The 25,837-nt window shown below is 58.7% G+C and carries 26 protein-coding genes; 16 read left to right on the top strand and 10 right to left on the bottom strand.

Annotated elements, in window-relative coordinates:
- The first annotated feature begins 2 nt into the window (after positions 1–2).
- The 4 genes from VM554_16030 (at position 3) to VM554_16015 (ending at position 4,093) form a co-directional block, all read left to right on the top strand.
- Positions 3–848: a TonB family protein gene (locus VM554_16030; GenBank protein ID HVJ09888.1), complete on the top strand. Its 846-nt coding sequence runs from the start codon at positions 3–5 to the stop codon at positions 846–848.
- Between the two features lie 32 nt (positions 849–880).
- A complete protein-coding gene (gene tolB, locus VM554_16025; protein ID HVJ09887.1) occupies positions 881–2,245 on the top strand; it encodes a Tol-Pal system beta propeller repeat protein TolB in 1,365 nt (454 codons plus the stop codon).
- Positions 2,246–2,369: 124 nt separating this feature from the next.
- Positions 2,370–3,110, top strand: a complete 741-nt coding sequence (gene pal / locus VM554_16020) for a peptidoglycan-associated lipoprotein Pal (protein ID HVJ09886.1) — start codon at positions 2,370–2,372, stop codon at positions 3,108–3,110.
- Between the two features lie 71 nt (positions 3,111–3,181).
- Complete coding sequence (locus tag VM554_16015; GenBank protein HVJ09885.1) at positions 3,182–4,093, top strand: tetratricopeptide repeat protein; 912 nt, start codon at positions 3,182–3,184, stop codon at positions 4,091–4,093.
- 379 nt (positions 4,094–4,472) lie between these two features.
- Here VM554_16015 and mdh read toward each other — a convergent pair whose 3' ends face one another.
- Both mdh and VM554_16005 read right to left on the bottom strand, forming a co-directional pair.
- Positions 4,473–5,399: a malate dehydrogenase gene (gene mdh / locus VM554_16010; protein HVJ09884.1), complete on the bottom strand. Its 927-nt coding sequence runs from the start codon at positions 5,397–5,399 to the stop codon at positions 4,473–4,475.
- Between the two features lie 52 nt (positions 5,400–5,451).
- Positions 5,452–6,852, bottom strand: coding sequence for an NADP-dependent isocitrate dehydrogenase (locus VM554_16005; protein HVJ09883.1), 1,401 nt, complete (start codon positions 6,850–6,852; stop codon positions 5,452–5,454).
- A 316-nt stretch (positions 6,853–7,168) separates the two neighbouring features.
- On the opposite strand from VM554_16005, the gene VM554_16000 reads away from it, so the two are divergent.
- The 5 genes from VM554_16000 to VM554_15980 all read left to right on the top strand — a co-directional run bounded on the left by VM554_16000 (position 7,169) and on the right by VM554_15980 (position 10,568).
- Entirely contained in the window at positions 7,169–7,726 is a 558-nt protein-coding gene (locus VM554_16000; GenBank protein HVJ09882.1) for an arginine decarboxylase, pyruvoyl-dependent, read from the top strand.
- Positions 7,727–7,807: 81 nt separating this feature from the next.
- The gene (locus VM554_15995; GenBank protein HVJ09881.1) at positions 7,808–8,731 is read left to right on the top strand and encodes a carbon-nitrogen hydrolase; all 924 of its coding nucleotides are present in this window, start codon (positions 7,808–7,810) and stop codon (positions 8,729–8,731) included.
- Positions 8,728–9,801: an agmatine deiminase family protein gene (locus tag VM554_15990; GenBank protein HVJ09880.1), complete on the top strand. Its 1,074-nt coding sequence runs from the start codon at positions 8,728–8,730 to the stop codon at positions 9,799–9,801. Before VM554_15995 ends, VM554_15990 begins: the two co-directional genes overlap by 4 nt.
- Positions 9,798–10,247: a tRNA adenosine(34) deaminase TadA gene (gene tadA / locus VM554_15985; protein ID HVJ09879.1), complete on the top strand. Its 450-nt coding sequence runs from the start codon at positions 9,798–9,800 to the stop codon at positions 10,245–10,247. Before VM554_15990 ends, tadA begins: the two co-directional genes overlap by 4 nt.
- Positions 10,248–10,319: 72 nt before the next feature.
- On the top strand, positions 10,320–10,568 hold the full coding sequence (locus tag VM554_15980; GenBank protein HVJ09878.1) for a glutaredoxin family protein: 249 nt from the start codon (positions 10,320–10,322) through the stop codon (positions 10,566–10,568).
- 10 nt (positions 10,569–10,578) lie between these two features.
- Here the strand turns inward: VM554_15980 and VM554_15975 are convergent, their stop codons facing one another.
- The gene (locus VM554_15975) at positions 10,579–10,869 is read right to left on the bottom strand and encodes a DUF2007 domain-containing protein (GenBank protein HVJ09877.1); all 291 of its coding nucleotides are present in this window, start codon (positions 10,867–10,869) and stop codon (positions 10,579–10,581) included.
- A gap of 109 nt (positions 10,870–10,978) precedes the next feature.
- On the opposite strand from VM554_15975, the gene purB reads away from it, so the two are divergent.
- Positions 10,979–12,271 carry an adenylosuccinate lyase gene (gene purB, locus VM554_15970; GenBank protein HVJ09876.1) on the top strand — a complete coding sequence of 431 codons (1,293 nt, stop codon included), beginning with the start codon at positions 10,979–10,981 and terminating at the stop codon, positions 12,269–12,271.
- 46 nt (positions 12,272–12,317) lie between these two features.
- Positions 12,318–12,932 (top strand): UbiX family flavin prenyltransferase, encoded by a 615-nt coding sequence (locus VM554_15965; protein ID HVJ09875.1) that lies wholly within the window; start codon positions 12,318–12,320, stop codon positions 12,930–12,932.
- 13 nt (positions 12,933–12,945) lie between these two features.
- On the opposite strand, the gene VM554_15960 is transcribed toward VM554_15965, so the two are convergent.
- From VM554_15960 to VM554_15940, 5 genes are all read right to left on the bottom strand, one after another.
- Positions 12,946–13,989, bottom strand: coding sequence for an alpha/beta fold hydrolase (locus VM554_15960; GenBank protein ID HVJ09874.1), 1,044 nt, complete (start codon positions 13,987–13,989; stop codon positions 12,946–12,948).
- Between the two features lie 45 nt (positions 13,990–14,034).
- The gene (locus tag VM554_15955) at positions 14,035–14,544 is read right to left on the bottom strand and encodes an NUDIX hydrolase (GenBank protein HVJ09873.1); all 510 of its coding nucleotides are present in this window, start codon (positions 14,542–14,544) and stop codon (positions 14,035–14,037) included.
- Positions 14,545–14,553: 9 nt separating this feature from the next.
- Entirely contained in the window at positions 14,554–15,234 is a 681-nt protein-coding gene (locus VM554_15950) for an HAD family phosphatase (protein ID HVJ09872.1), read from the bottom strand.
- A gap of 76 nt (positions 15,235–15,310) precedes the next feature.
- Positions 15,311–15,949, bottom strand: a complete 639-nt coding sequence (locus tag VM554_15945) for a nitroreductase family protein (GenBank protein HVJ09871.1) — start codon at positions 15,947–15,949, stop codon at positions 15,311–15,313.
- A gap of 120 nt (positions 15,950–16,069) precedes the next feature.
- The gene (locus VM554_15940) at positions 16,070–17,071 is read right to left on the bottom strand and encodes a hypothetical protein (protein ID HVJ09870.1); all 1,002 of its coding nucleotides are present in this window, start codon (positions 17,069–17,071) and stop codon (positions 16,070–16,072) included.
- 148 nt (positions 17,072–17,219) lie between these two features.
- Between VM554_15940 and VM554_15935 the strand changes: the two genes are divergently transcribed.
- Positions 17,220–18,224 (top strand): hypothetical protein, encoded by a 1,005-nt coding sequence (locus tag VM554_15935; protein HVJ09869.1) that lies wholly within the window; start codon positions 17,220–17,222, stop codon positions 18,222–18,224.
- Between the two features lie 159 nt (positions 18,225–18,383).
- On the opposite strand, the gene VM554_15930 is transcribed toward VM554_15935, so the two are convergent.
- Positions 18,384–18,554: a hypothetical protein gene (locus tag VM554_15930; GenBank protein ID HVJ09868.1), complete on the bottom strand. Its 171-nt coding sequence runs from the start codon at positions 18,552–18,554 to the stop codon at positions 18,384–18,386.
- Positions 18,555–18,845: 291 nt separating this feature from the next.
- Between VM554_15930 and uvrA the strand changes: the two genes are divergently transcribed.
- The 4 genes from uvrA (at position 18,846) to VM554_15910 (ending at position 24,953) form a co-directional block, all read left to right on the top strand.
- Positions 18,846–21,767, top strand: coding sequence for an excinuclease ABC subunit UvrA (gene uvrA / locus VM554_15925; GenBank protein HVJ09867.1), 2,922 nt, complete (start codon positions 18,846–18,848; stop codon positions 21,765–21,767).
- Positions 21,764–22,702, top strand: a complete 939-nt coding sequence (locus tag VM554_15920) for a type II CAAX endopeptidase family protein (protein ID HVJ09866.1) — start codon at positions 21,764–21,766, stop codon at positions 22,700–22,702. Before uvrA ends, VM554_15920 begins: the two co-directional genes overlap by 4 nt.
- Before the next feature lie 54 nt (positions 22,703–22,756).
- Positions 22,757–23,362, top strand: a complete 606-nt coding sequence (gene pyrE, locus VM554_15915; protein ID HVJ09865.1) for an orotate phosphoribosyltransferase — start codon at positions 22,757–22,759, stop codon at positions 23,360–23,362.
- A 70-nt stretch (positions 23,363–23,432) separates the two neighbouring features.
- The gene (locus VM554_15910; protein ID HVJ09864.1) at positions 23,433–24,953 is read left to right on the top strand and encodes a GGDEF domain-containing protein; all 1,521 of its coding nucleotides are present in this window, start codon (positions 23,433–23,435) and stop codon (positions 24,951–24,953) included.
- A gap of 17 nt (positions 24,954–24,970) precedes the next feature.
- Here VM554_15910 and VM554_15905 read toward each other — a convergent pair whose 3' ends face one another.
- Complete coding sequence (locus tag VM554_15905; GenBank protein ID HVJ09863.1) at positions 24,971–25,714, bottom strand: OmpA family protein; 744 nt, start codon at positions 25,712–25,714, stop codon at positions 24,971–24,973.
- Positions 25,715–25,837: the final 123 nt, after the last annotated feature.

The raw sequence follows: 25,837 nt of genomic DNA, 5'->3' as shown, positions 1-25,837 counted from the left end.
GGATGGCAGAAATAGCCGAACGAGAAGATGCGCTGGATAGAAAGGAAGCCTACGGCGTTCCTCTGCTCCGCTCTGCCTTTCTGCACCTGATGATTGCCGCGGCATTTCTCGGCATTGGGCTGCTGGAAGGACTCTTCCACCACAACACGTGGGGAGACGCCAACGCCGGCGGCGCCATCTCCGCCACGCTGGTCAGCTCCGCGCCCTCGCTTCCACTGCCGCAGGATCATCCACCTTCCGAAAATGTTCTCGCGACCGAGACGCCGAGTCCCTCTCCTGCGCCTCCGCAACCAAAGGCAGAAGAGAAGGTCGAAGAAAAAGCAATTCCCATCGCCACCAAGCAGGAGAAGGCGAAGCCCGCTCCTGAAAAGAGCAAGAGCACAGAGAAGGCAAAGACGCCGCCAAAGCCTGTGCCTCCTGGAAAACAGCCGCCGCCAAAGCAGGAGAACCGCGCACAGTATGGCGAGGGCACGCCGTCGCATATGGCCCGCTCCACGGCAGGCAGCAGCGGCGCCGGCGGCAATCCCGTCTCCGCCGCGGGAGATTTCGGTTCGCGATTTGGCTGGTATGTAGCCATCATTCAGCGCAAGGTCCGCGATTCCTGGTATACGCCTGAAGTAGATCCGCATACAGCCGAGGGGCGGGAGGCTATCGTCACGTTTACCTTGTCGCGGGATGGCAGCCCGAGCAATGTTCGCATCGCGACATCGAGTGGATCAGCAACACTGGATTCTTCGGCGCTGCGCGCTGTGCAGCGTGTTGATACCTTCGGTCCCCTGCCCCCGGGATACAACGGGAGCAGCCTGACCGTGGCGTACACTTTTACTTACATGCACCCGAATCACTAACACGGAGAGGTTTCGACATCGAGTCCCCGCTCATGAAAATGACGACCCGCGAAAAGATTCAACATCTAGCTTGCGCATTCCTTCTGCTGCTGAGTTTTTCTGTGCTCGCAAATCCAGTGCGCGCGAATGCGCAGGACTGGGTGAAGACCGGGACCAACCTGGGCGTCGAACGTATCCGCCTGGCAGTAGCAGACTTCAAGCCAGCCTCCACCGATCCCCAGACCCCGCCGCTGAAGAACACATTCGATACAACACTCTTTAACGATCTGAGCAACGCCGGCATCTTCGATATGGTTTCGAAGAGCCTGGCTCCAACGGTGACTCCTGGTTCTCCCCAGGAGATCAGCCTGAAGCAGTGGTCCGATGCTCCCGCGAATGCAGCCATGGTGACCTTTGGCGCGCTCTCCGTACATAGCGGCAGGATCGTGGTTTATGGATGGCTCTTCGATGTAAAGAATGAGCAGTCGCCACAGGTGCTCGGCAAGCAATACAACGAAGTTGCAACGCAGGATAATGCGCGCCTGATTGCGCACCGCTTTGCGGATGAGATCATCCTGCGCCTTGGTGGCGGCCTGAATGGAATTGCGGAGACAAAGATCTACTTCGTCTCGTCGCGCTCCGGCACCAAAGAGATCTGGGCGATGGACTATGACGGACAGGGACAGCATCCGGTCACGCATCTCGGGCAGGTCTCCATCTCGCCTCGCATTTCGCCGGACAATTCGCGCATCGCGTTCTCCTCGCTCAACAGAGCTGGCTGGACGATTCGTATATTTTCGCTCGAGTTGAACCGGTTGATCGCCTTCCCCTCCGCAGGAAATACCAGCCTGTCTCCTGCATGGTCTGGCGACGGCACCAAGCTGGCATTTTCCTCCAGCCGCTCCGGCGACCCTGAGATATGGGTTTCGGATGCCTCGGGCACGAATGCACGGCGGCTGACAAACTTTCAAGGGCCGGACGTATCGCCGGCATGGAACCCGAAGACCGGGTCGCAGCTCGCGTGGTGCAGCGGCCGCACTGGTCTGCCACAGATTTACATCATGGACTCCGATGGCGGCGACGTGCAGCGCATGACTGATGGAGGCTATGCCACCTCACCATCCTGGTCTCCCAACGGCCAATTCCTCACCTTCGCATGGGATCGCAAGTATGGACCGGGCGCACCCGGAGGACAGGATATCTACGTCATGGATATTGCCAGCAAGCGTTGGCTGCAGCTGACACATGACGCTGGCCGCAATGATTTCCCCAGTTGGTCTCCCGATGGCCGGCATATCGTCTTCGAACGCAGAGAAGGCGGTCAGTCTGAAATATGGACGATGCTTGCCGACGGAACAGAGCAACATCCTCTGACTCATAGTGGGAATAATTCAATGCCAAACTGGAGTTGGAAATAGAAGTCAGTTTGTTACTCCGTGTTATTGGAAGTAAACTAATTTACGCGTGACAGGTGAGCATTTCTTGCGTGACGCAATGCTTGGTGGTTTAAATCCTCTTTAATTCTCTCCTCAGGAGGAGACCGTGATCGAAAAAGAGCTGAAGTATTTGGTTTCGTTCGTAATTCTTGTTTCACTTGCATTTGCCGTAGGTTGCGGCAAGAAGAAGGCAGAAGCACCACCGCCACCGCCGCCACCAGCCGAAGTAACACCGGCGCCCACAGCTGAGATTACGGCAACACCGACTGCAGTCACTGCGGGAGATAAAGTCGTTCTCGCATGGCGCACCACCAATGCGACGGACGTCTCGATCGAAGGCCTTGGCACTGTCAGTGCAGAAGGCACACAGACCGTCAATCCGACGGCTTCTACCAACTATCACCTGATCGCCCGTGGCGCGGGTGGATCTGCGGATGCAACCGCGCGCGTTACGGTCAACACGCCGGCGCCTGTGGTAAGCAACGCCGATGTCGTCGATGAAAACACCTTCCATCAGAATGTTCAGGATGTCTTCTACGACTACGACAGCTACGATCTGCGCGGCGACGCGCAGGCGACCGTCTCCAAGGATGCCAGCTTCTTCGTGGCGCATCCGACGGTGAAGGTAGTGGTTGGCGGATACTGCGACGAGCGTGGATCGACCGAATACAACCTGGCACTCGGTGAGAATCGCGCCAATGCAGCCAAGCAGGCCCTGGCAAACGCCGGCGTCAGCCCAGACCGGTTGCGCGTCGTCAGCTATGGCAAGGAGAAGCAGTTCTGCTCCGAGCACGACGAGAGCTGCTGGCAGCAGAATCGCCGCGCCCAGTTTGCCCTGGATAAGTAGTCTCTTCTGCGGCAGCATCCATCTTGGATGCTGCCGCAACGTTCTCCACATCCACGCAAGGTGAACCCCACATGCGCTTTCAGAGTCTCAGTCTCGTCTCATTTGCCGCTCTTGCCCTTCTCCTGCCAGCGCCACGCGCGCATGCTGTATCCAAGGAAATGATCCAGCTGCAAACTCAGGTTCAGCAGCTTCAGGATGCAATCCAGCATCTACAGACCACCAACGATGAGCGCATGGGAGTTCTACAGCATCTGGTAGAGCAGACCGCGGACAGCGTCAATAAGATGTCCGCAACCGTCACCGCCCTTCAGAACAAGCTCCAGACACAGACGGATGGTGTCAGCCAAAAGATGGACGGTCTTTCCGGCCAGGTTCAGTCGGTGAACGATTCGATCGATGAGCTAAAGGCGCGCATTGCCCGTATCGACAAGCAACTCCAAGATATGCAGGCCCAGATGTCGAATCTGAACTCGACTCCAGGCTCCGCCGGAGCAGCAGGCATGCCAGGCGGGGCTCCTCCCGCAGGGGATAACGCGACGGGCGGAATGGTTCCTGCTACGTCTCCTGCCCCTCCTTTGCAGCAGCTCTACCAAAGTGGGCTGCGCGATTACAACTCGGCCAAGTATGAACTCGCAACCTCTGAGTTTGGCGACGTGATTAAGTACTATCCTCACGAAGACCTGGCGGGAAACGCGCAGTTCTACATCGCCGAAATTTCCTATCGCCAGGGCAAGTATCAGCCAGCGATCAAGGGATACGATGCGGTATTGGAGCAGTTCCCGGGAAGCCCCAAGGCACCGGCCGCGCAGCTGCGCAAGGCTGAATCTCTGCTTGCGTTGAATCAACGGGAGCCCGGCGCGCGGGAGTTGCGCAGCCTGATCCAGCGGTACCCGCAGACTCCGGAGGCCCAGCAGGCTCGAACCAAGCTGAATGCCATGGGAGTGCGCATTTCACCAAAACCCTCCGCAGCGCGCGAGCAATAAAGCGCTAGGGTAGGAATCGCCAGACAGGGCAGCTTCGGCTGCCCTATTCTTTTGGGAAACGAGACAACACGGAACGCAATTCCATCATCTCCATCCGCATGACGAATACGCCGAAACAGCCCGATGCGGATGCTTGCAAGGGAGCCGTAGAATACGACCGGCCAGCTACCCCAAATGAGAACTCCCTTACCGGCCAGAATGTTCACCGAGGTGAAGGCAAACCTCCGGATGGGGAGGATACAGATTTTCCCGAGCCCGGATCCAATCCCGAACACAGCGGCGAGCATCAGTAGAGCCCTCTTCCCTTCCGCGCAGACAGCATGGCCGTTCCGGGAGGAACGGCCACACCAACAAACTCACCACGCGAGGGTAAGGATGCTTAAACGCCGATCACGGCGCAAAGTTCCTTCACGGCGTGGGCGCTCTTCTGCAGTGCCGCTGCTTCTTCGTCTGTCAGTTTGATTTCGATGATCTGCTCCAGGCCGCGAACGCCAAGCTTGCACGGCACACCGACATACAGACCTTGAATGCCGTACTCGCCTTCAAGATACGCCGCACAGGGCAGAATCTTCTTCTTGTCCTTCAGAATCGCTTCGACCATCTCCACCGCGGAGGCAGAGGGCGCGTAGTATGCGCTTCCGGTCTTCAGGTGTTTGACGATTTCCGCTCCGCCGTCTCGAGTGCGCTGGACCAGGCGAGCCACGGTGTCTGCATCCATCAGCTCGGTGATGGGAATTCCGGCAACCGTCGAGTAGCGCGGCAGCGGAACCATCGTGTCTCCGTGGCCGCCAAGAACAAACGCTGTTACGTTTTCCACCGAAACCTTCAATTCTTCAGCGATAAACGTGCGGAAGCGTGCCGAATCCAGCACACCGGCCATGCCGATGACCCGCTCACGGTTGAACTTCGACAGCTTGAACGCTGTCTGGGCCATGGCGTCCAGAGGATTCGAGACGATGATCAGAATAGAATCGGGCGAATAGGCGATCACCTTCGAGACCACATCTGCCATGATCTTGTAGTTGGTCATCAACAGGTCATCGCGGCTCATGCCCGGCTTACGGGGGATCCCTGCCGTGATCACGACAACGTCAGAGTTGGCCGTATCCGCATAATCATTGGTTCCCACGATATTCGAATCGCGTTTCTCGACAGGCATCGCCTGCAGCAGATCGAGCGCCTTGCCCTGCGGCACGCCCTCCACCACGTCGATCAAGACAACATCCGCCAGTTCCTTCGCGGCAATCCAATGGGCGGCAGTCGCCCCAACATTTCCTGCACCCACAATAGTTACTTTCTTACGCATATTTCTCCTTTTCCAAAACTCTGTCTGTCTCTCTCCAACTCACCACGAGGTCCTACATGTTTTCAATCATGCGGCTGGCAAACTCGCTGGTCTTCGCTTTAGTGGCACCCTGCATTTGCCGTTCAAAATCATAGGTGACGTACTTCTGTTGAATGGTTTTCTCAAGCGAGCTCTCGATCAGTTTCGCGGCCTCATTCCACCCCAGAAACTCAAAGAGCATCACTCCCGAGAGGATCACCGAGCCAGGGTTGATAACGTCCTTGTCGGCATACTTTGGTGCGGTACCGTGAGTTGCTTCAAACACCGCATAACCATCTCCGATGTTCGCGCCGGGAGCAATGCCGAGTCCGCCAACCTGTGCGGCACATGCATCGGATATGTAATCGCCATTGAGATTTGGAGTCGCCAGCACGCTGTATTCCTCGGGCCGGATAATCACCTGCTGGAAGATGGAGTCGGCGATGCGATCATTGATCAAGAGCTTCGTCTTCCATTTGCCACCGCCATGGGTCGCGCCAATCGAATCCAGAACGTGTTTGACCTCGGCATAAAGCGTCTTGCGGTAATCGTCGTTGCCAAACTCCAGGCCCGGCTCGATGAGGGCGGCGTTCTGCTCCACCGTGATACTGGGATTCGATTCCACGTTGCCAAGAATCCAGCTCTCGCGCTCGGTCACCACGGCATCGCGGAATTCCTCGACCGCAACTTCATAGCCCCACTCACGGAAGGCACCCTCGGTAAACTTCTGGATGTTGCCCTTATGCACCAGCGTGACGGATTTGAGCCCATTTTGCAGCGCATAACGGATTGCGGCGCGGACCAGTCGCTTGGTGCCGAAGATCGACATCGGCTTGATGCCGACGCCCGAATCCTCGCGAACACGTTTCTTGGTCCCCTTCAGCAGATCGTTATTCAAGAACTCGATCAACCGCGCAGCTTCGGGCGTGCCCTCGCGAAACTCGATACCGGCGTAGACGTCTTCGGTGTTTTCGCGGAAGATCACCACGTTCAGTTTGTCAGGATGTTTCACCGGAGACGGCACACCGTTGTAGTACTTCACCGGCCGCACGCAGGAGTAAAGATCGAGAGTCTGCCGCAACGCCACGTTCAACGAGCGAATGCCACCACCCACCGGAGTCGTCAGCGGGCCCTTGATGGAGACACGCAGATCGCGCGCAGCCTCCACAGAGTCGTCCGGGAGCCAGTTTTTGAAGGCGCGGAAGGCCTTCTCCCCAGCGAAAATTTCAAACCACTTGACGGATCGCTTGCCACCGTAGGCCTTTGCGACGGCGGCATCGAACACTCGTTGCGACGCACGCCAGATATCGCGACCCGTTCCGTCGCCCTCAATAAATGGAATGATGGGATGATCCGGCACAAGATATTTGCCGTCGGAATACTGGATTGCCTCTCCGCCTTCCGGCAAAGACAATCCGTTATAGCTCTTCTTCATGGATTTGTAATTCTCCGAGGAAAGATGGGCGCAACGCGCACCTAAAGACAACTGCAGGCTAACACCAGCACAGAAGAGGTGGCAATCGAAGCAGCGAAGTGCGCGAGGATAAACGCGTCACTCGCACGGTCCGCAGCCTGACAATTCGCTGCGAGGGTGAAAAATTCTCTCGTCTGCCATCCCACCCATGCCCCGAGGATTTATCGTAGAAACAGAGTGTAGATGGCGGAAGATTGTTTTCCGCAGGCCAGCGATGTGTTACTTTTTGCGGGGCAGGCGAGTTCCGTATCGAATGCGCCCCACTGGAGGTTTCGAATTGGGCAAAAGCATGGTCCCGAAGCGACTGTTCTTTACCAAGGGAGTCGGCAGACACAAAGAGCGCCTGACCTCGTTCGAAATGGCTCTCCGCGATGCGGGCATTGCTGCCCAGAACCTGGTCCGCGTATCGTCGATCTTTCCACCGCAGGCCAGGCTGATTCCTCGCAAGGATGGGCTCACGTATCTCAATCCCGGCGAAGTTGTCTTCGCGGTTGTGGCGGAGAATTCCACTCGTGAGCCGCATCGCCTGGTGGCCTCGAGCATTGGGGTAGCGATTCCGTCGGATCGTAATACTTACGGCTATCTGAGCGAGCACCACAGCTTTGGCGAGACGGAGGAACAGGCCGGCGAATATGCCGAAGAGCTCGCCGCCGAGATGCTTGCGACCACGCTCGATGTTGAGTTCGATCCCGACAAGAGCTGGGATGAAAAGAAGGAGATCTATCGCATCTCAAATAAGATCGTGCGTACCGCCAACGTTACGCAAAGTGCAGTTGGCGATAAGCATGGTTTGTGGACGACGGTGCTGGCGGCCGCCGTTCTGATCTTCGAATAAGAGTGAGTTCACGATGCGGGCGCGGGCCTGTAGCGGCCTGCGCCTTTTGTTTGCAAGCTAACCGCCGGAGATGGAAACGCAATGATGAAGAAGATGAAATATCGCGTTGGACTGGTGCAAATGAGCTGCGGCCCGGACCCCGATGCGAATCTCGACAAGGCCGCAGACCGTGTTCGCGAAGCTGCCCGCGCTGGCGCCAACATTGTTTGCCTGCCGGAGCTCTTCCGCGCTCAATATTTTTGCCAGCGGGAAGACATCGCCCTCTTTGACGTAGCCGAACCCATCCCCGGCCCCAGCACGGAACGCCTCGGCGCGGTGGCTCGCGAGGAGAGAGTAGTAGTCATCGCTTCCCTCTTTGAGCGACGCGCGGCTGGCCTGTATCACAACACGGCAGTAGTCCTGCACACGGATGGATCGATCGCCGGGCTCTATCGCAAGATGCATATCCCGGACGATCCCCTCTATTACGAGAAGTTCTACTTCACGCCAGGCGACCTTGGCTTTCGCTCCTTTGAAACCGCGGTCGGCAAAGTAGGCACACTCGTCTGCTGGGACCAGTGGTATCCCGAAGGTGCGCGCATCACGGCGCTGCAGGGGGCGAATGTGCTCTTCTACCCCACGGCAATCGGCTGGCATCCGGCGGAAAAGGCGGAGTTCGGAGAAGCGCAGTACGACGCATGGCAGACGATTCAGCGCTCCCATGCTATTGCAAACGGAGTCTACGTCGCTGCCGTCAATCGCGTGGGCATGGAGCACGGAGATGTGCGCGGAAATCGCGTCCAGGGCGCGGGCCTGGAGTTCTGGGGCGGCTCATTTATTGCCGACCCGTTTGGCCGCGTCATAGCCAAGGCCTCGCATGACAAGGAAGAGATTTTGATCGGCGAGGTCGACCTGGCGCTGCTTGAGGATACACGCCGTAACTGGCCGTTTCTACGCGACCGCCGCATCGACGCCTATAGTCCTATTGTGAATCGCTTTCTCGACACCCCGGGACTCGAAAAGTGAACACGAAGATCGACACCGCAAAGACGCCGCGTGAACTCGGCTATCGCATGCCGGCGGAGTGGGAAAAACATTCCGCCACGTGGATTGCGTGGCCACATAATTCCGAAGACTGGCCGGGAAGGTTCCACCCCATCCCCTGGGTCTACGCGGACATTGTCTTTCATCTCTCGCGGGTTGAGATGGTGCACATCCTGGTAAACGATGCGGCAGCGGAGAAGCGGGCACGCGGCATTCTTGGGCGCGTGGGCGCGGAGCTCAACCGCATACGCTTTCACCATTGGCAGACAGACCGTGTATGGATGCGCGACTCCGGCCCGATCTTTGTCACGCAAAAAGAATCACTGGCGGTTACGAATTGGAAGTTCAATGCCTGGGCGAAGTATGACAACTGGCGGCACGATGACCAGATTCCGGCGCACGTCGCGGAGAGCGAACATCTTCCGCAGTGGAAGCCAATGGTCGCGCAACATCGCGTGGTGCTGGAGGGCGGCTCCATCGACGTGAACGGAGCCGGCCTGATGCTCACCACCGAGGAGTGCCTGTTGAGCGAGGTGCAGCAACGCAATCCGGGGTTGGGACGGGTGCAGCTGGAGCAGGTTTTCCGTGAGTACCTGGGGGTGGAAAAGGTCCTGTGGCTGAACCGCGGAATTGCGGGAGACGACACGCATGGTCACGTGGATGACGCCACACGCTTTGTCTCAAGAGATACGATCGTCACCGTGACGGAGCCAAATCCCCTGGATGAAAACCACCTTCCGTTGCAGGAGAATCTGGAGCGTCTCCAGGAGGCACGCGATCTGGATGGCAGGCCCCTGCGTATTGTTGAATTGCCGATGCCCGCGCCTGTCGTCTTCGAGGGGCAGCGCCTCCCCGCCAGCTACGGCAACTTCTACATTGCGAACGGGCTGGTTCTGGTGCCCACCTTTAACGACAAAAACGACCGAATCGCTCTCAACACCATCGCGGAACTCTTTCCTGACCGTGAAGTGGTGGGCATCTATTGTGGTGATTTCATCTGGGGATTGGGCGCGCTGCACTGCATGACGCAGCAACAGCCCGCAGTCGAATGACGGACAAAGATTACCTGGAGATCGCGCTGCGCGAGGCCCGGGCGGGAGCGGAAGCGGGCGAGGTGCCTGTCGGGGCGGTCGTGGTCTGCGACGGAGCGATCGTCGGTATCGGGCAGAATCGCGTGCTGCGCGACTCCGACCCAACGGCGCATGCTGAGGTCGTCGCCATGCGCGAAGCCGCCAAGGCACGCAGTAACTACCGCCTGACGGGCTGCGTTCTCTATGTCACGCTGGAGCCATGCGCCATGTGCGCCGGGGCCATGATACACGCCCGCATTGACCGCCTTGTCTTTGGCGCGGATGATCCCAAGGCCGGGGCTGCGGGCTCCGTGCTCTCCGTCCTCAACCATCCCCGGCTCAACCATCAGATGGAGGTCACGCGGGGGATCCTCGCAGAAGACTGCGGCGAACTGCTGCGCAGCTTTTTTCGGGAGCGGCGCAGCTAATTTGGGGGTGTCGCAACTTTGGGGATCACAACCCGGCATGCTTCCGGCTATTATTTCTGTATGAAATTGTTAGTGTATACAACAGAATGGTGCAGGGATTGCCGTGAGGCTAAGCGCTTTCTGGACGAGCATGAAATCCCCTACACCGAGATCGACATCGAAGCTACGCCCTCGGCAGCGGAAGAGGTCATCCGGAACGTTGGCAAGAGGGCGATTCCCCAGTTCGTGATCGACGGCAAATGGGTGCAGCCCTACAGGCCGGGACGCGGCTTCCTTTATGAAGAGATGAGCGCTTTGCTCGGCGTCTCCCAAAGGCAGTAAACGGCAGGAATCAGACCTGGTCGGCAGGCTTCCCGGAAGTGGACTCCGCAGCGTTTTCTTCTTCCGCGCGTTCCGCTGTCCCCGGCTCGGCCACCCCCTCCAGCACGGCGCGGGCATCGGCTTCGTCGTCGGGATTCACCTGTAGCTGGATGCTGCCGATGGCGTTGCCATAGAGCACCCCGGCGTTTTCGCCTACCAGGAAACAGTCGATTCCCGCAGACCGGAGACGCCCCTTGGCCATTTCGGCCTCTGCTGTGTCACGATATTCTCCAATTGTCACGAGGTCTTGTTGGTCGTCCATGCCCGTCCCTTCTTCTGCGCGAGTCTACACCACATCGCCTGCGGAGTTGGATGCGTAAACGATAAAATGGTGTGAACTCGAATCATGTTGTGAACCAGGAGGCATTCTTTTGATCGCTCGCTATACGCGCCCCGAGATGGGCCACATCTGGACAGAAGAAAACAAATACCGCATGTGGCTCGCGGTGGAGATCGCGGCGAGTGAAACCCTGGCCGAAGCAGGAATCGTCCCGATGGAGGCCGCCAGAGCGATTCGCACTAAGGGCGACTTCAGTGTGGCGCGCATCCATGAGATTGAAGCCGAGGTGAAGCATGACGTCATCGCCTTCACGACTGCGGTTGCCGAGAAAATTGGACCGGAGTCGCGCTGGCTGCACTACGGGCTCACCTCCAATGACGTGGTGGATACCGCCCAGGCGCTGCAGGTAAAGGCCGCCTCCGTCATCCTGCGCCGGGACCTCGTAGACCTCGCCGAAGTGTTGAAAAACCGCGCGCTTGAGTTCAAATACACTCCCACCATTGGCCGCACGCACGGCATCCACGCCGAACCCACCACCTTTGGGCTCAAGCTGTTGAACTGGTATGCAGAGCTCCAGCGCAACCTGGTTCGCTTTGACGCTGCGGCGGAAGACATGCGGGTTGGCAAGACCAGCGGCGCGGTAGGCACCTTTGGCCACCTCAAGCCGGAGCATGAAGAGCGCATCTGCGAGAAGCTCGGCCTGAAGCCCGCACCCATCGCTACGCAGGTAATCCAGCGAGACCGCCATGCCCATTACATCTCCACCCTTGCCTTGATTACCGCGACGCTCGACAAGATTGCAGTGGAGATCCGCCATCTGCAGCGGACCGAGGTGCGGGAGGCGCAGGAGTACTTCTCCGAGAAACAAAAGGGCTCCTCCGCCATGCCACACAAGAAGAATCCGATTACCAGCGAACAGATCAGCGGCCTGGCCCGCGTGGTAAGAGCGAATACCCAGGCGGCATTCGAAGATATTCCCCTATGGCACGAGCGCGATATTTCGCACTCTTCCGTGGAGCGAATCATCTTTCCGGACTCGACGATCCTCACCGACTACCTGCTGGCAAAGACCACCAGCCTGATTGCGAGCCTGCTGGTCTATCCTGCACGCATGCTACGAAACCTGGAGAGCACCGGCGGCCTCATCTTCTCCGGACAGCTTCTCCTCGATCTTGCCGAGGCCGGCATGTCGCGCGAGAACGCGTATCGCCTGGTGCAGAGCCATGCCATGCGCTCCTGGCGAGACGATCTCATCTTCAAGGACGAGGTCGCTGCGGACCCGGAGATCGCCTCCCTGCTGAGCTCCGAGAAGCTGACGAAGACGTTTGACCTGACTCGCCAGTTGGGAAATGTCGATGCCATCTTCAAGCGGGTGCTGGGGTAGCCTGCTTTCTCTGTAAGCTGCGAACACGTATATTTGTGCCAACACGATGAAGGAAAAAACCAGCCGCGAGTGGAACCTGACCGTAGCGCTCACCGGCGCGAGTGGAGCCGTCTTCGGGCGTGAACTTCTGCTCGCGCTGGAGGCGGATGAACGTGTGGCTCGCGTGAACTTTGTTCCGTCGGAGAACTCCCTGCGAGTGCTGGCCGAGGAACTGGGCTTCAGCGGCCGGAGCCATTTGCTGGAAAAGCTGCTGGGCAAGCCCTCGGTCAAGATTCATTCCTTTGCCGAGAGCGATATTGGCGCCGGAATCGCCAGTGGCAGCTATCCCTCTGACGGAATGATCATCCTTCCCTGCAGCATGGGAACGCTGGCATCGATTGCCAACGGCATCTCCTCGAACCTCATCCATCGCGCCGCCGACGTTAGCCTAAAGGAGTGCCGCCCCTTGCTCCTTTGCGTACGCGAAACGCCCTTTAACAAGATTCACCTGCGAAATATGCAGTTGGCTGCTGACGCTGGCGCAATCCTCTTTCCGGTCATGGCTTCCTTCTACAACAAACCCATGGATTCCACCGAGATGGCTCACCAATTCGTCTGCCGCGTCCTGGCCCATATCGGGCTGCCGCAAAAGGATGCCTATGCATGGAAGGCCGACGAATAGAGGGTTTCCCTTCTCATGGAGCACCCGGTGCTGCCGGGATGAACTGCGTCCGAGAGGCGATCGGCGCTTGCGAGTGCAGAAAGTCCAGCACCCTCGGACCGATGCGGCCCGCGCATTGCCCCGGCGCCAGATGGCCGCAGCCATCCACCACCGCCAGCACGGACTGGGGAATCTCCCGATGCATGACGATTCCGCTCGTCACCGGAATCAACCGATCCTCGGCGCCCCACACAATCAGGACTGGCATCTTCAACTCGCTGAGCCTGCCGTCCATCAAGTCGTTTCCGGTCGCCATGGAATCGATGCTTCGCTGGATGACCCATCTGTGCTCGTGAAAGACCCGCAGCAGGTCCCGGGCAAAGAAGTCTGGAAGGACCGGCGGTCGCGGCATCAGCCACGCATTCAGGTCGGCCAGCTTTTCAGGCGTGTCCGGCACGAAAATATCCGGAGAAAACCGCAGATCGAAGCGAACACCTGCGCTGTCGAACAGCATCAGCCGCTCCACGCGACGAGGAGCATCGCTGGCCACGCGCAGAGCCACCCATCCGCCCATCGACCAGCCTCCGAGATTCACCCGCGAGAGTCCCTTCGCATCCAGGAACGCCCGCACCAAGGCAGCCTCCTCGGAGATCGAATAGGTGGCGTCAACTGGCTTATCTGTCCTGCCATAGCCCAGCAGATCGATCGCGTATACGCGGTAGCCCCCACTAGCCAACACCGGAATGATGTTCGCCCAATCTTCTGCGCGGCTGCCGAGGCCGTGGATCAGGACAACAGGTTCTCCCTGTCCTGCGATGAGATAGTGCACGCGATGGCCGTCCACGGACACATACTCGCTGCGGACTCCTGCGCTCCACAAACGGAAGGAGAGAGCCTGGTCGATCATCCAGACCGGATGAATCCAGAACGCCGTACCGATGGCAAGCAGAATCAGCAGTACCGTGGCCAGTGTTCTGTTGGCATAGCACCATGCCCGGGAGCGCCTGTGCCGAATGCCTTCTGATTGGGCCTCATGTCGCGTACCGGCCTTCGTGGTCGACCCAGGGTTTTCGCGCATGAGAGGCAGGCCCTCTAGAACCTTGCGACAATTAACACAATATTATTAATATGGATTGCACGAAGTATTCTGTGGGTTGTCCGCCAGACGAAAGGCTTTCTCGATAACGGCTACGGTAATGGGAGCCAGGCGATAGATGCCATGTTCGTTCAATTCCCCGGGCTCGACCCAGCGGGCATCGGCGGCGTCGCTTGCAGCCTTCAGGCTCCCCCCTGCCACCCGGCAGAGATAATCAATCAGCACGTAGTGGAAGCGGATTCGAGCCGGGCTGGCTGCACCGGTCTCGTCCTGTAAATTCACGTCCGGCAAATTCTCGGTCACGATCCGGTCCAGAACCTCCACCACGGAAACCGCATCAACTACCAGGCCAGTCTCTTCCAGAACCTCTCGCACCACTCCCTGCTTCAGGGTCTCGCCCAACTCGAGCGCGCCGCCGGGCAAGGACCATTCGCCCTTGAGGGGCTCGTGCCCGCGCTGCACCAGCAAGACCCGGCCCCCGTCAATGATGACAGCGCCAACGCCAACAATCGGCGCTTCAGGATATTCTCTCCGCAACTGAGAACCTCACCTTCCCTTCGCGTCTGTCTCTTTCAGACGAGACTTCAGCTCCGCAAACGAGTGAACAATCAGGTCCGCGCCAGCAGCTACGAGAGCTTCTCCGGCAAAGGTTGTGGTCAGCCCCACAGCCACGCAACCTGCGGCTTTCGCGCCCTTCACGCCATTCAGCGTATCCTCGATCACCCAGCATTGCTCCGGACGAAGCGCGAGCTCGCGCGCTGTAACTTGAAAGACTTCCGGATCAGGCTTGGGGTGTTGGTAGTCGCCGGCATCCACCACAGCTTCGAAGGCCGAAGTGAGGCCCAGAGCATGCAGCGCGACCTCGCGATTTCTCGGAGTAGCCGACGTCGCAACGGCAATCCGGTAGCGCAATTTTGCCCAGAGGACAAATTCGACGGCGCCCGGAATCGGCAGAATGGTGTGCTCCATTGCCTCGAATGCCCGATGCTTTCTCCGGAGCAGCTCATCGGCGTTGATTGCCGGATTCGCCAGCTTCGCGGCGATTTCGCGCATCATCGTCTCATCCGGGCGGCCTTTGTAATCCTCGTACACCTGCTCCGGCAGGACGATGCCGAACTCCGCGAACACCTGCTCCTTGGCGCGTTTGTGCAGCGGCTCGGAATCGATGAGAACTCCGTCCATATCGAAGATGAGACCCGCCGGCCTCAGTTGAATCTCAGGACGCAAGCTAGCCTCTCAAGGGAGATCTACTCTGGTTTGTTCCCTCATTGGGAGAAACAGGGGAGGGGGCAGAAGCTCATTCCTAGATCTTGATCGGGTGTCCAAATTCCTCTTCAAAAACGGTTCGTGGCATGCTGAAGCGGCCACCATCAAACTTGTCCGGACCCTTCAGATGCCCAATCCCCAGCAATGCAACCACGTGGTAGCTAAGCGGCAGCTTGAGCACTTCGCGGACCTTTTCCTCCTCAAAGCCTTCCATTGGAGCCGTGTCGTAGCCCAGCGCCTCAGCCATCAAAAGCATATGGGTAAAGGCGATCATCACTTGACGGTTCAGCCACATCGCGATGTTGGAATGGTTGGAGAGATAGTTTGGAATGGTGTTCTTTGCCTGCTCGGCATAATGCTCCGGCATGCCGCCCGCACGCCCCAGCCGCAGCATCTCCTCCACATCCCCTTTACGCCAGCCGTCCGCATCGCCGCACGCAACAATCATCACCGAGGCCTCTTCCACCTTGGCCTGGTTATAGCTTGCACCGCGGAGCCGTTTCTTCTGCTCTGGCGTACGCACCACGATGAAGCGCCAAGGCTGCATGTTATAGCCACTGGGAGCATGCAATCCCGCATCGAGGATCTTTCTTAAGTCCTGGTCAGGAATTGGCCTTCCGTCAAAGCTCGGAGTCGCACGCCGTTCGGCGATCACCTGGGAAAGTGCTTTAAGCATGGGATGGATCTACCTCAAATTTTGTTCTGAACAATTGCCACTCTTCCACCAGCGTCATCTTCTCACGCCGCAGCTTGCTGGCGGGCTCCAGCCCTCACGGTAGGATCTTGCAAAACAACCTCACGGAATCTGCGCCATCGGCAGCTCGACGGCATACTCTGCATGATCCGGAGTATCTGCATACACCCATAGTCCGTGAAACGCCGGGCGCAACTCGGGATGCGCGGCAAGCATCGCCTTCATCACTTCGATGGCCCTTTGCCGCGAGACTACCGGATCTCCTCCAGCCTGCGCCTGGTAGTGAATGACCAGATCGAGTCCCCCCAGGGAAGCATCCGTGCGCAGGCTATTGATGTTCCAGCTCTGGCCGTTCAGCGTCAGCACCATGGGCTGCGCTCCGGGAAGGCCGGAAGGCAGCGCCGCTGCCTGCTCGCGTTGCAGCTTTTCAAGGTTCGGGCTGCCGAGGAAATCGACCGGGATCAAGAGAAACTGCGCAGTCTGGTAGTAGAAGTAAGCGACCCAGTTCTGATTCTTCTTCGCATAGTCGCGAGCCTGGCTCCAATACCAGACGCCGTCGTGGCCGGCAAACAACATGGGGCGAACGTAGAAGCCCGCCAGCTTCCAGCCGCCGTCATTCGCCAGAATGAACGCCATCTGCTGCGGCTGAACTACGCCTGTGGCATGCAGAATGACAAAGGCATACTGCCCCGGCGGAAGCTGCTGGAAATTCAGCGCGACGGCCAGCGGAGTTCCCCCCACGCCACAAAAGAACTGGGTATCCTGCGGCTGCTTCAGATCGGAGGCATCCAGCGAATAGATCTGATCGACGGTCAGGGCCGCCCCCTGGATCAGCGGCGATGACGACTGTATCCCGCTGGCGATCCCCTCAAATTGGCTGGCCACCTTGGGGAGAGTTCCAGTCTTAATCGTGGCCGTATCGCCCTTCTGGACGAGCTGGCCAAGATGAAGCGCCGCCTGCTGCAATTCCGATCGCTGGCTCACGGTCATCTGTGCTTGCGTGATGCAGGTGACGGCAAAAGCCGTCCCTCCGTACAACATCGTCACCACGGCCAGCACACCCTGAATGCTCAACGTCAACCCGTTAGCTCGCGGCCATCGCATCAATTCGATTCGTCCTATCTGTATGAAAATCCTGCAGGTCTTCCCTACTCCCGCAAAAAAACGCAAGCGGATGGAAACCACTGTAGTCTAGTACATAGATGCTTCTGCTGCAGCCGGCTGGCGCCGGAGCGGAATATGGTGGTCTTGGATGCGCTCCCTTATCGACTCTCGAAAGGCTCACATATTGGCGGGATTCGCCTTCGAAGGATGCGCCGATGAAGACTGCGCCCAGCGGCATAGGCGATTGCCTGCACTGCGGCAGGTCTGCGTAACCGCCGCTGCCGCGCTGCTTTGTACCCCGTTGCTTGGTATCTTCGCTCTCGCCCCCGGCAACGCCATCGCGCAGGACAATATGCCCCCGGAGATGAATGCGCCGATCGTGCGGAGTCCCCGGCCAAAACGAGTCCCTCCGGTCTCGCCCGCAGCCCCTTTGGTCGCCCCATCCTCCACGTCGGCCCAGGCTCCCGCGGCCACACCGGGAGCCACACCGGGCGCCGCACAGAGCATGGCTCAGCGGTCTCCGGCAGCCTCTGCTACCCCCAGGTCCCATCGCCGGGGAGCGCCGCCCAATGCGGTGCGCCCACAGCCGGAACCAGCCCCACCAGCGCCCACCGCGCCAGTGTCTCTGCTGCAACTGCCCGCCAATCACGCCCAGGTGCACGTCAGTCCGGGCCATATAGCAATTCAGTCGGATAACTCCAGCCTTTCGCAGGTGTTGCACGACATCGGCGCGGCCACAGGAATGAAGGTGGAAGGCCTGACCCACGATGAGCGAGTCTTCGGAAATTATGGTCCCGGTGCGCCGCGTGACGTTCTCTCTGCCCTGCTGGAAGGAGCTGGATACAACGTCCTGATGGTGGGGGAGATGGCGGATGGAGCTCCACGTCAACTGATTCTCAGCCAGAAGAACGGTACATCCGCGCCCACAACCGCCGCTGCTGCAACGCAACCCCCAGAAGAGGAAGAAGCTGAACCCGACCAGGGAGGGCAGGATACGGAAACGCTGCCCGCAGAAGCGCAACCCGTGCCACCTCCGGTACAGAATCCGAATGCGACTCCCGGCAGCGAGGTAAAAACCCCACAGCAGTTGCTTGAACAGCTACAAAGGATGCGTCAGGATCAGCAGCAGGAACAACCGCCGCCGCAGCAATAGGGCGACCCACACTGCTTGCCTGCGCGCGTGTTCAGGCCGCAGGGGTGGAATCGAGTGCCGTCCTCTTCAATCAATATGTGGGAAAGAGCTATCGAGGGAAACTGCGGGACACGGCAAACAGATACGAAACTGAACAGGAAGTGCCAGGCAGCGAAAAACCTAGGAAACGCGGGCGATCTCGGCCTTGGCTCGCGGTGCGGCATAGGATCGTGCGTGCATCCGCAGTACATGAAAGCCCACTTTGCAGGTGGCATAAGCTAGCAGCACACCCAGGGCAAGGGAGCCCATCGCCGCACAGATCAAAAGAAACGTATTGACTATATCCTGCATTCTCGCCTTCTAAGTGATGAAGCTTGCCTCTGTTTGCCACCGGATGGATATAGCACTTTCCGGTCGTCATCCAACTTCAGGTTTGGCCTCACTCAAACAGTGAAGGCGATTTGTGTGAAGCAATTGTCGCAGAGAAACGCAGCATTTGACCCGCGTTTGACCCGCGTTTCTGTTGCCTAATAAGATACATAAGGAGTCTTTCGTCATTTTAACTCTCGCAGTCGTCTTGCTGTCGAGGCCGAGCTATTAAAACCGTGCGATTTCTCCTCGAGTTCCCATAAAGCCTCAAGAATGGCCATTACACATATAACGGTGCGCGGCGCGCGCCAGCACAATCTTCGCGACATCAGCGTGCAGATTCCCCGCAACACGCTGACTGTCATCACCGGACTCTCCGGGTCCGGCAAGTCGTCGCTGGCATTTGACACCATCTACGCAGAGGGTCAGCGGAGATATGTGGAAACGCTCTCGCCCTATGCCCGCCAGTTTCTCGATCAGATCGAGCGCCCCGATGTCGATTCGATTGAAGGCCTGAGCCCGGCAATCTCCATTGAACAAAAGACTACGAGCCGCAGTCCCCGCTCTACCGTAGGAACGATCACCGAAATCTACGATTACCTGCGCCTGCTGTACGCATCCGTGGGCGTGCCCCATTGCCCGCGGTGCGGTCAACCCATCTCCCGGCAGTCTCCGGAGCAGATCGTCGAGCGCATTCTGGCAAAAGCGAAAACGGAGCGGGTGACAATCTACGCGCCGGTGGTGCGCGGGCGGAAGGGTGAGTTCAAGGACCTGCTCGACGAACTGGATCAGCAGGGATTTCGCGCCCGCATCGATGGCGAGATGCGAGACCTGGCGGACCCGATCCAATTGGAGAAACGAAAGAATCACACCATCGAAGCCGTCGTCGACCGCGTGGTGCTCAAGCCCGGAGTGGAGAAGCGATTGGAAACCTCGATCGCGAAGGCTCTCCAGATGGCCAATGGGCTGGTGCTCGTGGCTTTGTCTGGCGGAGAGGAACAGATCTTCTCCTCATCGATGGCGTGCCCCGATTGCGGCCTCGACGTGCCGAAGCTGGAACCAAGGAGCTTCTCCTTCAACTCGGCCTACGGTGCCTGCACGGAGTGCCACGGCCTGGGCAGCATTTACGACTTCGACCCGAATAAGATCGTTGCCGACTGGAAGAAGCCCCTGCTCGATGGCGGCCTCGGTCCCGGCTCCAGCTCGCAATATCTTCATAAGCTCATCCAGCTCGCGGCGGATCGCTACAAGATCGATCTGAGCCAGCCTTTCGAAGAACTGACCGAGAAGCAGCAGAACACTCTGCTTTATGGCCCCAGCAAGACCGAAGCGCCACGTACCGGCTTCCACGGAATCGTCGCCTACCTGCGCAACAGCCTGGAGGAGTCGAAGTCCGATGCCTACCGCGAATGGCTGATGGGCTATATGTCTGCCTCGACCTGCCCTTCGTGTAAAGGCCGCAGACTGCGGCCGGAGTCGCTTGCCGTCAAGATTGGAGACCTTTCGATCGCGGACTTCACCGCGCTTCCGCTTCGTCGTGCATTGGCCGCAGCCGAAAGCTTTCAATTCTCCGAGCGGGAGGCGCTGATTGCCGAACGCCTGCGCCACGAGATTATCGAGCGGCTGGAATTTCTGAACGCCGTGGGACTCAACTATCTCTCGCTTGACCGCAATGCTGCCACGCTCTCCGGGGGCGAGGGCCAGCGGATTCGGCTCGCTACGCAGATCGGATCGCGTTTGCGAGGGGTTCTCTACGTGCTCGACGAACCATCGATCGGCCTCCACCAGCGAGACAATCAACGGCTCATCGCTGCGCTGGAATCGCTGCGGAACCTGGGGAATACAGTTCTCGTGGTGGAGCATGATGAGGACACCATCCGGCACGCGGACTATGTGCTCGACCTGGGACCAGGCGCGGGAAAGCTGGGCGGGCAGGTCGTCGCCGAGGGCACTCCAGCCGAAATCGTCAACGCTCCTGCATCGCTCACCGGGCGCTACCTGAGCGGGGAGTTCAACGTTCTGCATCGCAGCGAGCCCCGGCCGCTGACGAATAAGTGGCTCACCGTCCTTGGCGCACGCAGCCATAATCTGCAGAACCTCAATGTCCGCTTCCCCGTGGGTGTAATGACGGTGGTGACCGGGGTAAGCGGCTCGGGCAAGAGCACGCTCGTCAATGACATTCTTTACCGCTCGCTCGCCCATGAGCTTTACGGCTCCCGCGAAGAGGCAGGGGAACACACCTCCATAACCGGCTTCGACCAGATCGATAAGGCCATCCGCATCGATCAGTCGCCGATAGGCCGCACGCCTCGCTCCAATCCGGCGACATACACCGGGGTCTTCACAGCAATTCGCGATCTCTTTGCCATGCTTCCACAGTCGCGGGAACGCGGCTACAAGCCAGGGCGCTTCTCCTTCAACGTCTCCGGAGGACGGTGCGAAGCATGCCAGGGTGAAGGCCAGCGCCGCATCGAGATGAATTTTCTCCCCGACGTCTACGTACTCTGCGAAGTTTGTAACGGTCGCCGTTACAATCAGGAGACCCTGGCCGTCAAGTTCAATGGCTACTCCATCGCCGATGTGCTGGAGCTGTCGATTGAGGATGCCTTGCCTGTCCTGGCCGACATTCCGCAAGTGAACCAGAAGCTGAGGACGCTGGTAGACGTGGGCCTCGGCTACATTCACCTGGGCCAGGCGGCCACCACGCTGAGCGGCGGCGAGGCACAGCGCATGAAGCTCGCCCGCGAACTCTCCAAACGCCAGACGGGGCGCACGCTCTACCTGCTGGACGAACCGACCACCGGCCTGCATTTTGACGACGTTCGCAAGCTGCTCGAGGTTCTGCATCGGCTCGCCGATCTTGGCAATACGGTGATCATCATCGAACATAATCTCGATGTCATCCGCAACGCCGACTGGCTGATCGACCTGGGACCCGAAGGTGGCGAGGATGGCGGCCTGGTCGTCGCCGAAGGCAGACCGCAGGATGTTGCATGGGTGTCTGACTCGTATACCGGCGAGTTTCTGCGGCGCTATTACCCGCAGAAAGCGCAGGCACCTGCTGCTGCCGAGCCTGCTCTGGCGGCGCTCACGCCCAACGGCGCTTCCGCAAACGGTAAAGCCCCGGCCAGAAAGCCGGCTAAGGCAGCAAACAGGAACGGCAGAAAACACGCCACAAAGGAAGAAGAAGTATGACCACCGATCCCGAGCGGTTCGATGTAGCCTCGCACGCTGAAGCCACACAGCCGCCAGATCCAGCTCCGCAGGCCAGCTTTCCGCCGTCCCCGCCGGAGCAGGTCTTTGCCCACGAACCCCGCGCCGTTCCCCACCTGGGACACACGCTCATCTTTGGCGGAATCGTCGTCCTTGCGATGCTTGGGGTGATGTTCATTGTCGGCCTGGGCAGCGCCCTGCACATCTTCGGCAGCCTTCCAGTAGAAAAGATCCAGAAGAATCCGCTGATCGTGATCCCGACGATGGCTGTCGCCTACTTCCTGATCTGGGCAGTGAGCTGGTTTCTATTTCCACTCATGTGGTATCGGCCGTTTCTGGATGGGGTGTCGTGGAATCTCGGAGTCGCCCGTCGCCGGTGGCCCTGGCTCCTGATGACTGGCCTCGGCGTGGGGCTGGCGGTACAGTTCCTTTCGAACTTCCTGCCCATTCCCAAGACGCTCCCCATCGATGACTTCTTCAAAACGCGATCTTCCATCTGGATGATCAGCATCTTCGGGATCTTTATCGCTCCCGCGCTGGAAGAGTTAGCCTTCCGAGGCTTCCTCCTGCCTTCGCTGGCCACGGCATGGGACTGGCTGGGCCAGCAATTCGCCCATCAGCCCGAACGTCCGCTCGATCCCGTCTCAGGGCAGCCCTCGTGGAGCCTGCTCGCGATGGTCGTGGCATCGATCGGCACAAGTATTCCCTTTGCTCTGCTGCATGCCGAGCAACTCGCTCACGCCTTTGCGCCGCTATCGGTTCTTTTTGGAGTCAGCATCGTTCTTTGCGTAGTGCGCCTGGCAACCAGTTCGCTCGCCGCCAGTGTGGCCGTCCATGCAGCTTACAATTTCTCCATTTTCGCCCTGGTTTTTCTGGCAACGGATGGTTTTCGCCACCTGGACAAACTGCGCAGCTAAGCACTTCGCAGGAGCCGGGGGAAATAGCGCCTGATTCCGTTACAATCGCTATCGATGACGACCCATGACTCCCGCTCCGCCCTTCTTCAGTTGCTCTCCCGCATTTCCTTCAAGCTGGGAGAGTTCAAGCTCTCTTCCGGAGGAACCAGCGACTACTACATCGACTGCCGCACCACCACTCTCCATGCAGAGGGCGGCCGCCTTACTGGCCTCGCCATCCTGGAGTTGCTCCACAAACAGAAATTAAAGCCGGCAGCCGTGGGAGGAATGACGATGGGGGCAGACCCGATCGTCTCCAATGTCGCCACCGCCAGCGCCTGCTATGCTCTCGAACATCCCAACGCGCCGTGGATCCACGGCTTCCTGGTGCGCAAAGCCGAAAAAGCGCACGGCACCGCCAGGAGGGTCGAAGGCTTCTGCGAAAAGGGCGCCGATGTATTGATCGTCGATGACGTGTGTACGACGGGAGCCTCGACCATTGCCGCGATTGAAGCTGCGCGCGAGGCCGGCATGAACATCCTTGCCGTCGTGTGCCTGGTGGAGCGCGAGGAGGCCGGCGGCCGACGCGCCGTCGAGGAAGCCGCGAAGGGAGCCCCTTTCTTCAGCCTCTTTACCGCAGCCGAAGTTCGCGCCGAGCATATACGCCAGATGCCGATGTAAAGAAATATGTCGTTTCCCTAAAGAAACTGCAGAGCTTTGCCGAAGATATAGAAGACGGCAGTTTCCAAATGTGGAACGACCCTGGGACATCGCGGGACAACGCATCGCGAGCTTACTGCTCGTAGCATATGCAATCTGCCTTTTATTTGGCGGCGCGACTCCCAGAGCCTTCTTTACCCTGCACCTCATCGAGTGGATGACTGCCATCCTGGTCCTGCTGGTGGTGGAGAGGACCGCGCAGCGTTGCAGCGGATACGTCAAAGCTGTGTGGCGTCTGCTGGAATTCGCCTACATCCTTTATGCTTCCGCGCAAATCCTCTGGGTGTTCACGCAGTGGTTTCCCGGGGTGGCGTTCTTCCACTCCTTCATGTCCTTTCTCTTCAATATGTGGTTCGTGCCGCTCAGTATTGCGATTTTGCTTGAGCCTGATCGCAATGGCCGGTGGTTCCACACAACGCTGATTGCCGACATGCTTCAGGCAGTCATCTTTGCCCTGGTTGCCTGTCGCTCATTCCAGATCATGCATCGCGGATGGGTCACTCTGGCCGCGGAAGACCGCTGGATATCCCTTCCATACTTTGTCTACTACGCCGCCGTCATCGGCGCATTCTTCCTGCGCTCCAGAACCAGCCGGGCACGAAATCGGCGTGCCCTGTTCCGCCAACTGGGCATCCTGCTATCTCTCTCCTGCCTGTTGGACATAACAGACTGGTTTGGCCTGGGTGCGCGACTGCCTGCGATCTTCCATCTGCGATATCCGCTGGTGCTATGCGCTCCGCTGATCTTCGTCATGCGCTGGAACGAGCATGGGGAACCCGACGAGAAGTGGGAACTGGGCCAGGGACGCTACTCCCGGATCACTCTTCTTCTGCCATCGCTCTACCCCGCGCTGATCCTCTACATGGCCGCTACTATCCTTCGGAACAGCGTCAACTACGTCGGCGCTATGGTTGCGCTCTCGTTTCTTACATTCAGCGCACGGCAACTGATCACGCAGGATCGCCTGCAGAGGATAAGGAAGAGCCTGGAGCGGCAGGCCACGCATGACGCCTTGACCGGCCTGTGGAATCGCGCGGCGATCCTCAACATTTTGGAGTTGGAACTGCAACGAGCCGAACGGACGCATCAGTCTGTCGGCGTCGTCATGCTGGATGTTGATCACTTCAAGATGGTCAACGATCTCTATGGTCATACGGCAGGCGACCACATGCTTCGCAAGCTCGCGCAGGTGATGGCCTCGATGTTACGGCCCTATGATTCGCTGGGTAGATGGGGCGGCGAGGAGTTCTTAATCGTTGTGCCCCTCTATGGAGCGTCTGCAGCCACCCTCCTGGCAGAGCGGATTCGAGAGACCGTAGCAGCGGCTCACATCGATCTCGGCTCCTGCGAGGTCAGCGCAACCATCAGCGCCGGAGTTGCTACGGCGACATGGAGGAGTGAGATGGAGAGTGCCCTTCACGCTGCGGATGAAGCCTGCTATCAAGCCAAGAAATTGGGTCGTAACCGGGTTGAAGTTGCATCTCCACAGACAAATGCCGGGACCGGCGTGGAAGAATTCAGCATCTCCCACGCCTATCCCGGCAATTCCTAAGCCCTATCGGACTCTGGTTACTTCGGCTGTGCCACGCTGCCCGTCTGCTGAGGCGCATTCCCTTCTGCCATGTTGGATAGCAGTTGCACGGTGACCCTGCGGTTCTTGGCGCGTCCTGCGGCAGTACTGTTCGACGCAACCGCCTGATCCTTTCCAATGCCGATCAGGTAGAAGCGGTGAGGAGCGACGTTATACGTGGACGCGAGATACTGCACCACCGCATCCGCACGACGCTGGCTCAGACCGTAGTTGTATTGGGCATCGCCCGTCGAATCCGTTCCACCTGTGACTTCCAGGATGTAACTCTTGGCATCGGTGAGTTGCGTCGCGAACTTGTCGAGATCGGCCTTATCCGCCTTGGTCAACACAGCCTTATCGAACCCGAAGGTGACAGAGACATCCGCGATGGACTTGTAGTTGTCCAGGTTCTTTACCACACTGGCAAGCGAGTCTGCACGGTTCACAGCTTCCTGCGCGGAGGATTGCGCCTGGGTCGCGGACTGTCCTGCCTCAGTCGCCTTTTGAGTAGCTGCGTCTGCCGAAGATTGTGCCTGGGTAATTCCCTGCTGCGCCCGCTGGTCGACGTCCTTGATGTTGCGATTATTGGTCGCTGTGGCATCGTCCAGCTCATTTGTGTGCTGGATAATGGGGGCTGTTTGTTTACGGACGTAGTTCTTCGTGGAGCAGCCCGTAATACAAAGGATGGAAACGGCTCCCAAGGCTGAAATTGCCCTCAACGATTTAAAAGTATCTGCCTTCATGGACTTGCGCTCCGTTGTGTCGGTATTTGAATTCGAACATCATGACCGTCAAGTAAGTGATGAGATGCACGATTTATGCCAAATGATTTCCGCCAATAAGTGCCATATTTCCAATGCTGTACG

Source organism: Acidisarcina sp., from assembly GCA_035539175.1.
Classification (GTDB): Bacteria; Acidobacteriota; Terriglobia; order Terriglobales; family Acidobacteriaceae; genus JANXZS01.
The sequence above is the reverse complement of the archived record's forward strand: the minus strand, read 5'-3'. Positions and strand labels throughout refer to the sequence as shown.

Excerpts from the sequence above, each read along its gene's own strand:
- VM554_16030 (HVJ09888.1), top strand. The coding sequence starts at position 3 with ATGGCAGAAATAGCCGAACGAGAAGATGCGCTGGATAGAAAGGAAGCC.
- tolB (HVJ09887.1), top strand. The coding sequence starts at position 881 with ATGAAAATGACGACCCGCGAAAAGATTCAACATCTAGCTTGCGCATTC.
- VM554_16015 (HVJ09885.1), top strand. The coding sequence starts at position 3,182 with ATGCGCTTTCAGAGTCTCAGTCTCGTCTCATTTGCCGCTCTTGCCCTT.
- mdh (HVJ09884.1), bottom strand. The coding sequence starts at position 5,399 with ATGCGTAAGAAAGTAACTATTGTGGGTGCAGGAAATGTTGGGGCGACT.
- VM554_16005 (HVJ09883.1), bottom strand. The coding sequence starts at position 6,852 with ATGAAGAAGAGCTATAACGGATTGTCTTTGCCGGAAGGCGGAGAGGCA.
- VM554_15995 (HVJ09881.1), top strand. The coding sequence starts at position 7,808 with ATGATGAAGAAGATGAAATATCGCGTTGGACTGGTGCAAATGAGCTGC.
- tadA (HVJ09879.1), top strand. The coding sequence starts at position 9,798 with ATGACGGACAAAGATTACCTGGAGATCGCGCTGCGCGAGGCCCGGGCG.
- VM554_15975 (HVJ09877.1), bottom strand. The coding sequence starts at position 10,869 with ATGGACGACCAACAAGACCTCGTGACAATTGGAGAATATCGTGACACA.
- VM554_15965 (HVJ09875.1), top strand. The coding sequence starts at position 12,318 with ATGAAGGAAAAAACCAGCCGCGAGTGGAACCTGACCGTAGCGCTCACC.
- VM554_15960 (HVJ09874.1), bottom strand. The coding sequence starts at position 13,989 with ATGCGCGAAAACCCTGGGTCGACCACGAAGGCCGGTACGCGACATGAG.
- VM554_15945 (HVJ09871.1), bottom strand. The coding sequence starts at position 15,949 with ATGCTTAAAGCACTTTCCCAGGTGATCGCCGAACGGCGTGCGACTCCG.
- VM554_15940 (HVJ09870.1), bottom strand. The coding sequence starts at position 17,071 with ATGCGATGGCCGCGAGCTAACGGGTTGACGTTGAGCATTCAGGGTGTG.
- VM554_15935 (HVJ09869.1), top strand. The coding sequence starts at position 17,220 with ATGCGCTCCCTTATCGACTCTCGAAAGGCTCACATATTGGCGGGATTC.
- VM554_15930 (HVJ09868.1), bottom strand. The coding sequence starts at position 18,554 with ATGCAGGATATAGTCAATACGTTTCTTTTGATCTGTGCGGCGATGGGC.
- uvrA (HVJ09867.1), top strand. The coding sequence starts at position 18,846 with ATGGCCATTACACATATAACGGTGCGCGGCGCGCGCCAGCACAATCTT.
- VM554_15920 (HVJ09866.1), top strand. The coding sequence starts at position 21,764 with ATGACCACCGATCCCGAGCGGTTCGATGTAGCCTCGCACGCTGAAGCC.
- pyrE (HVJ09865.1), top strand. The coding sequence starts at position 22,757 with ATGACGACCCATGACTCCCGCTCCGCCCTTCTTCAGTTGCTCTCCCGC.
- VM554_15905 (HVJ09863.1), bottom strand. The coding sequence starts at position 25,714 with ATGAAGGCAGATACTTTTAAATCGTTGAGGGCAATTTCAGCCTTGGGA.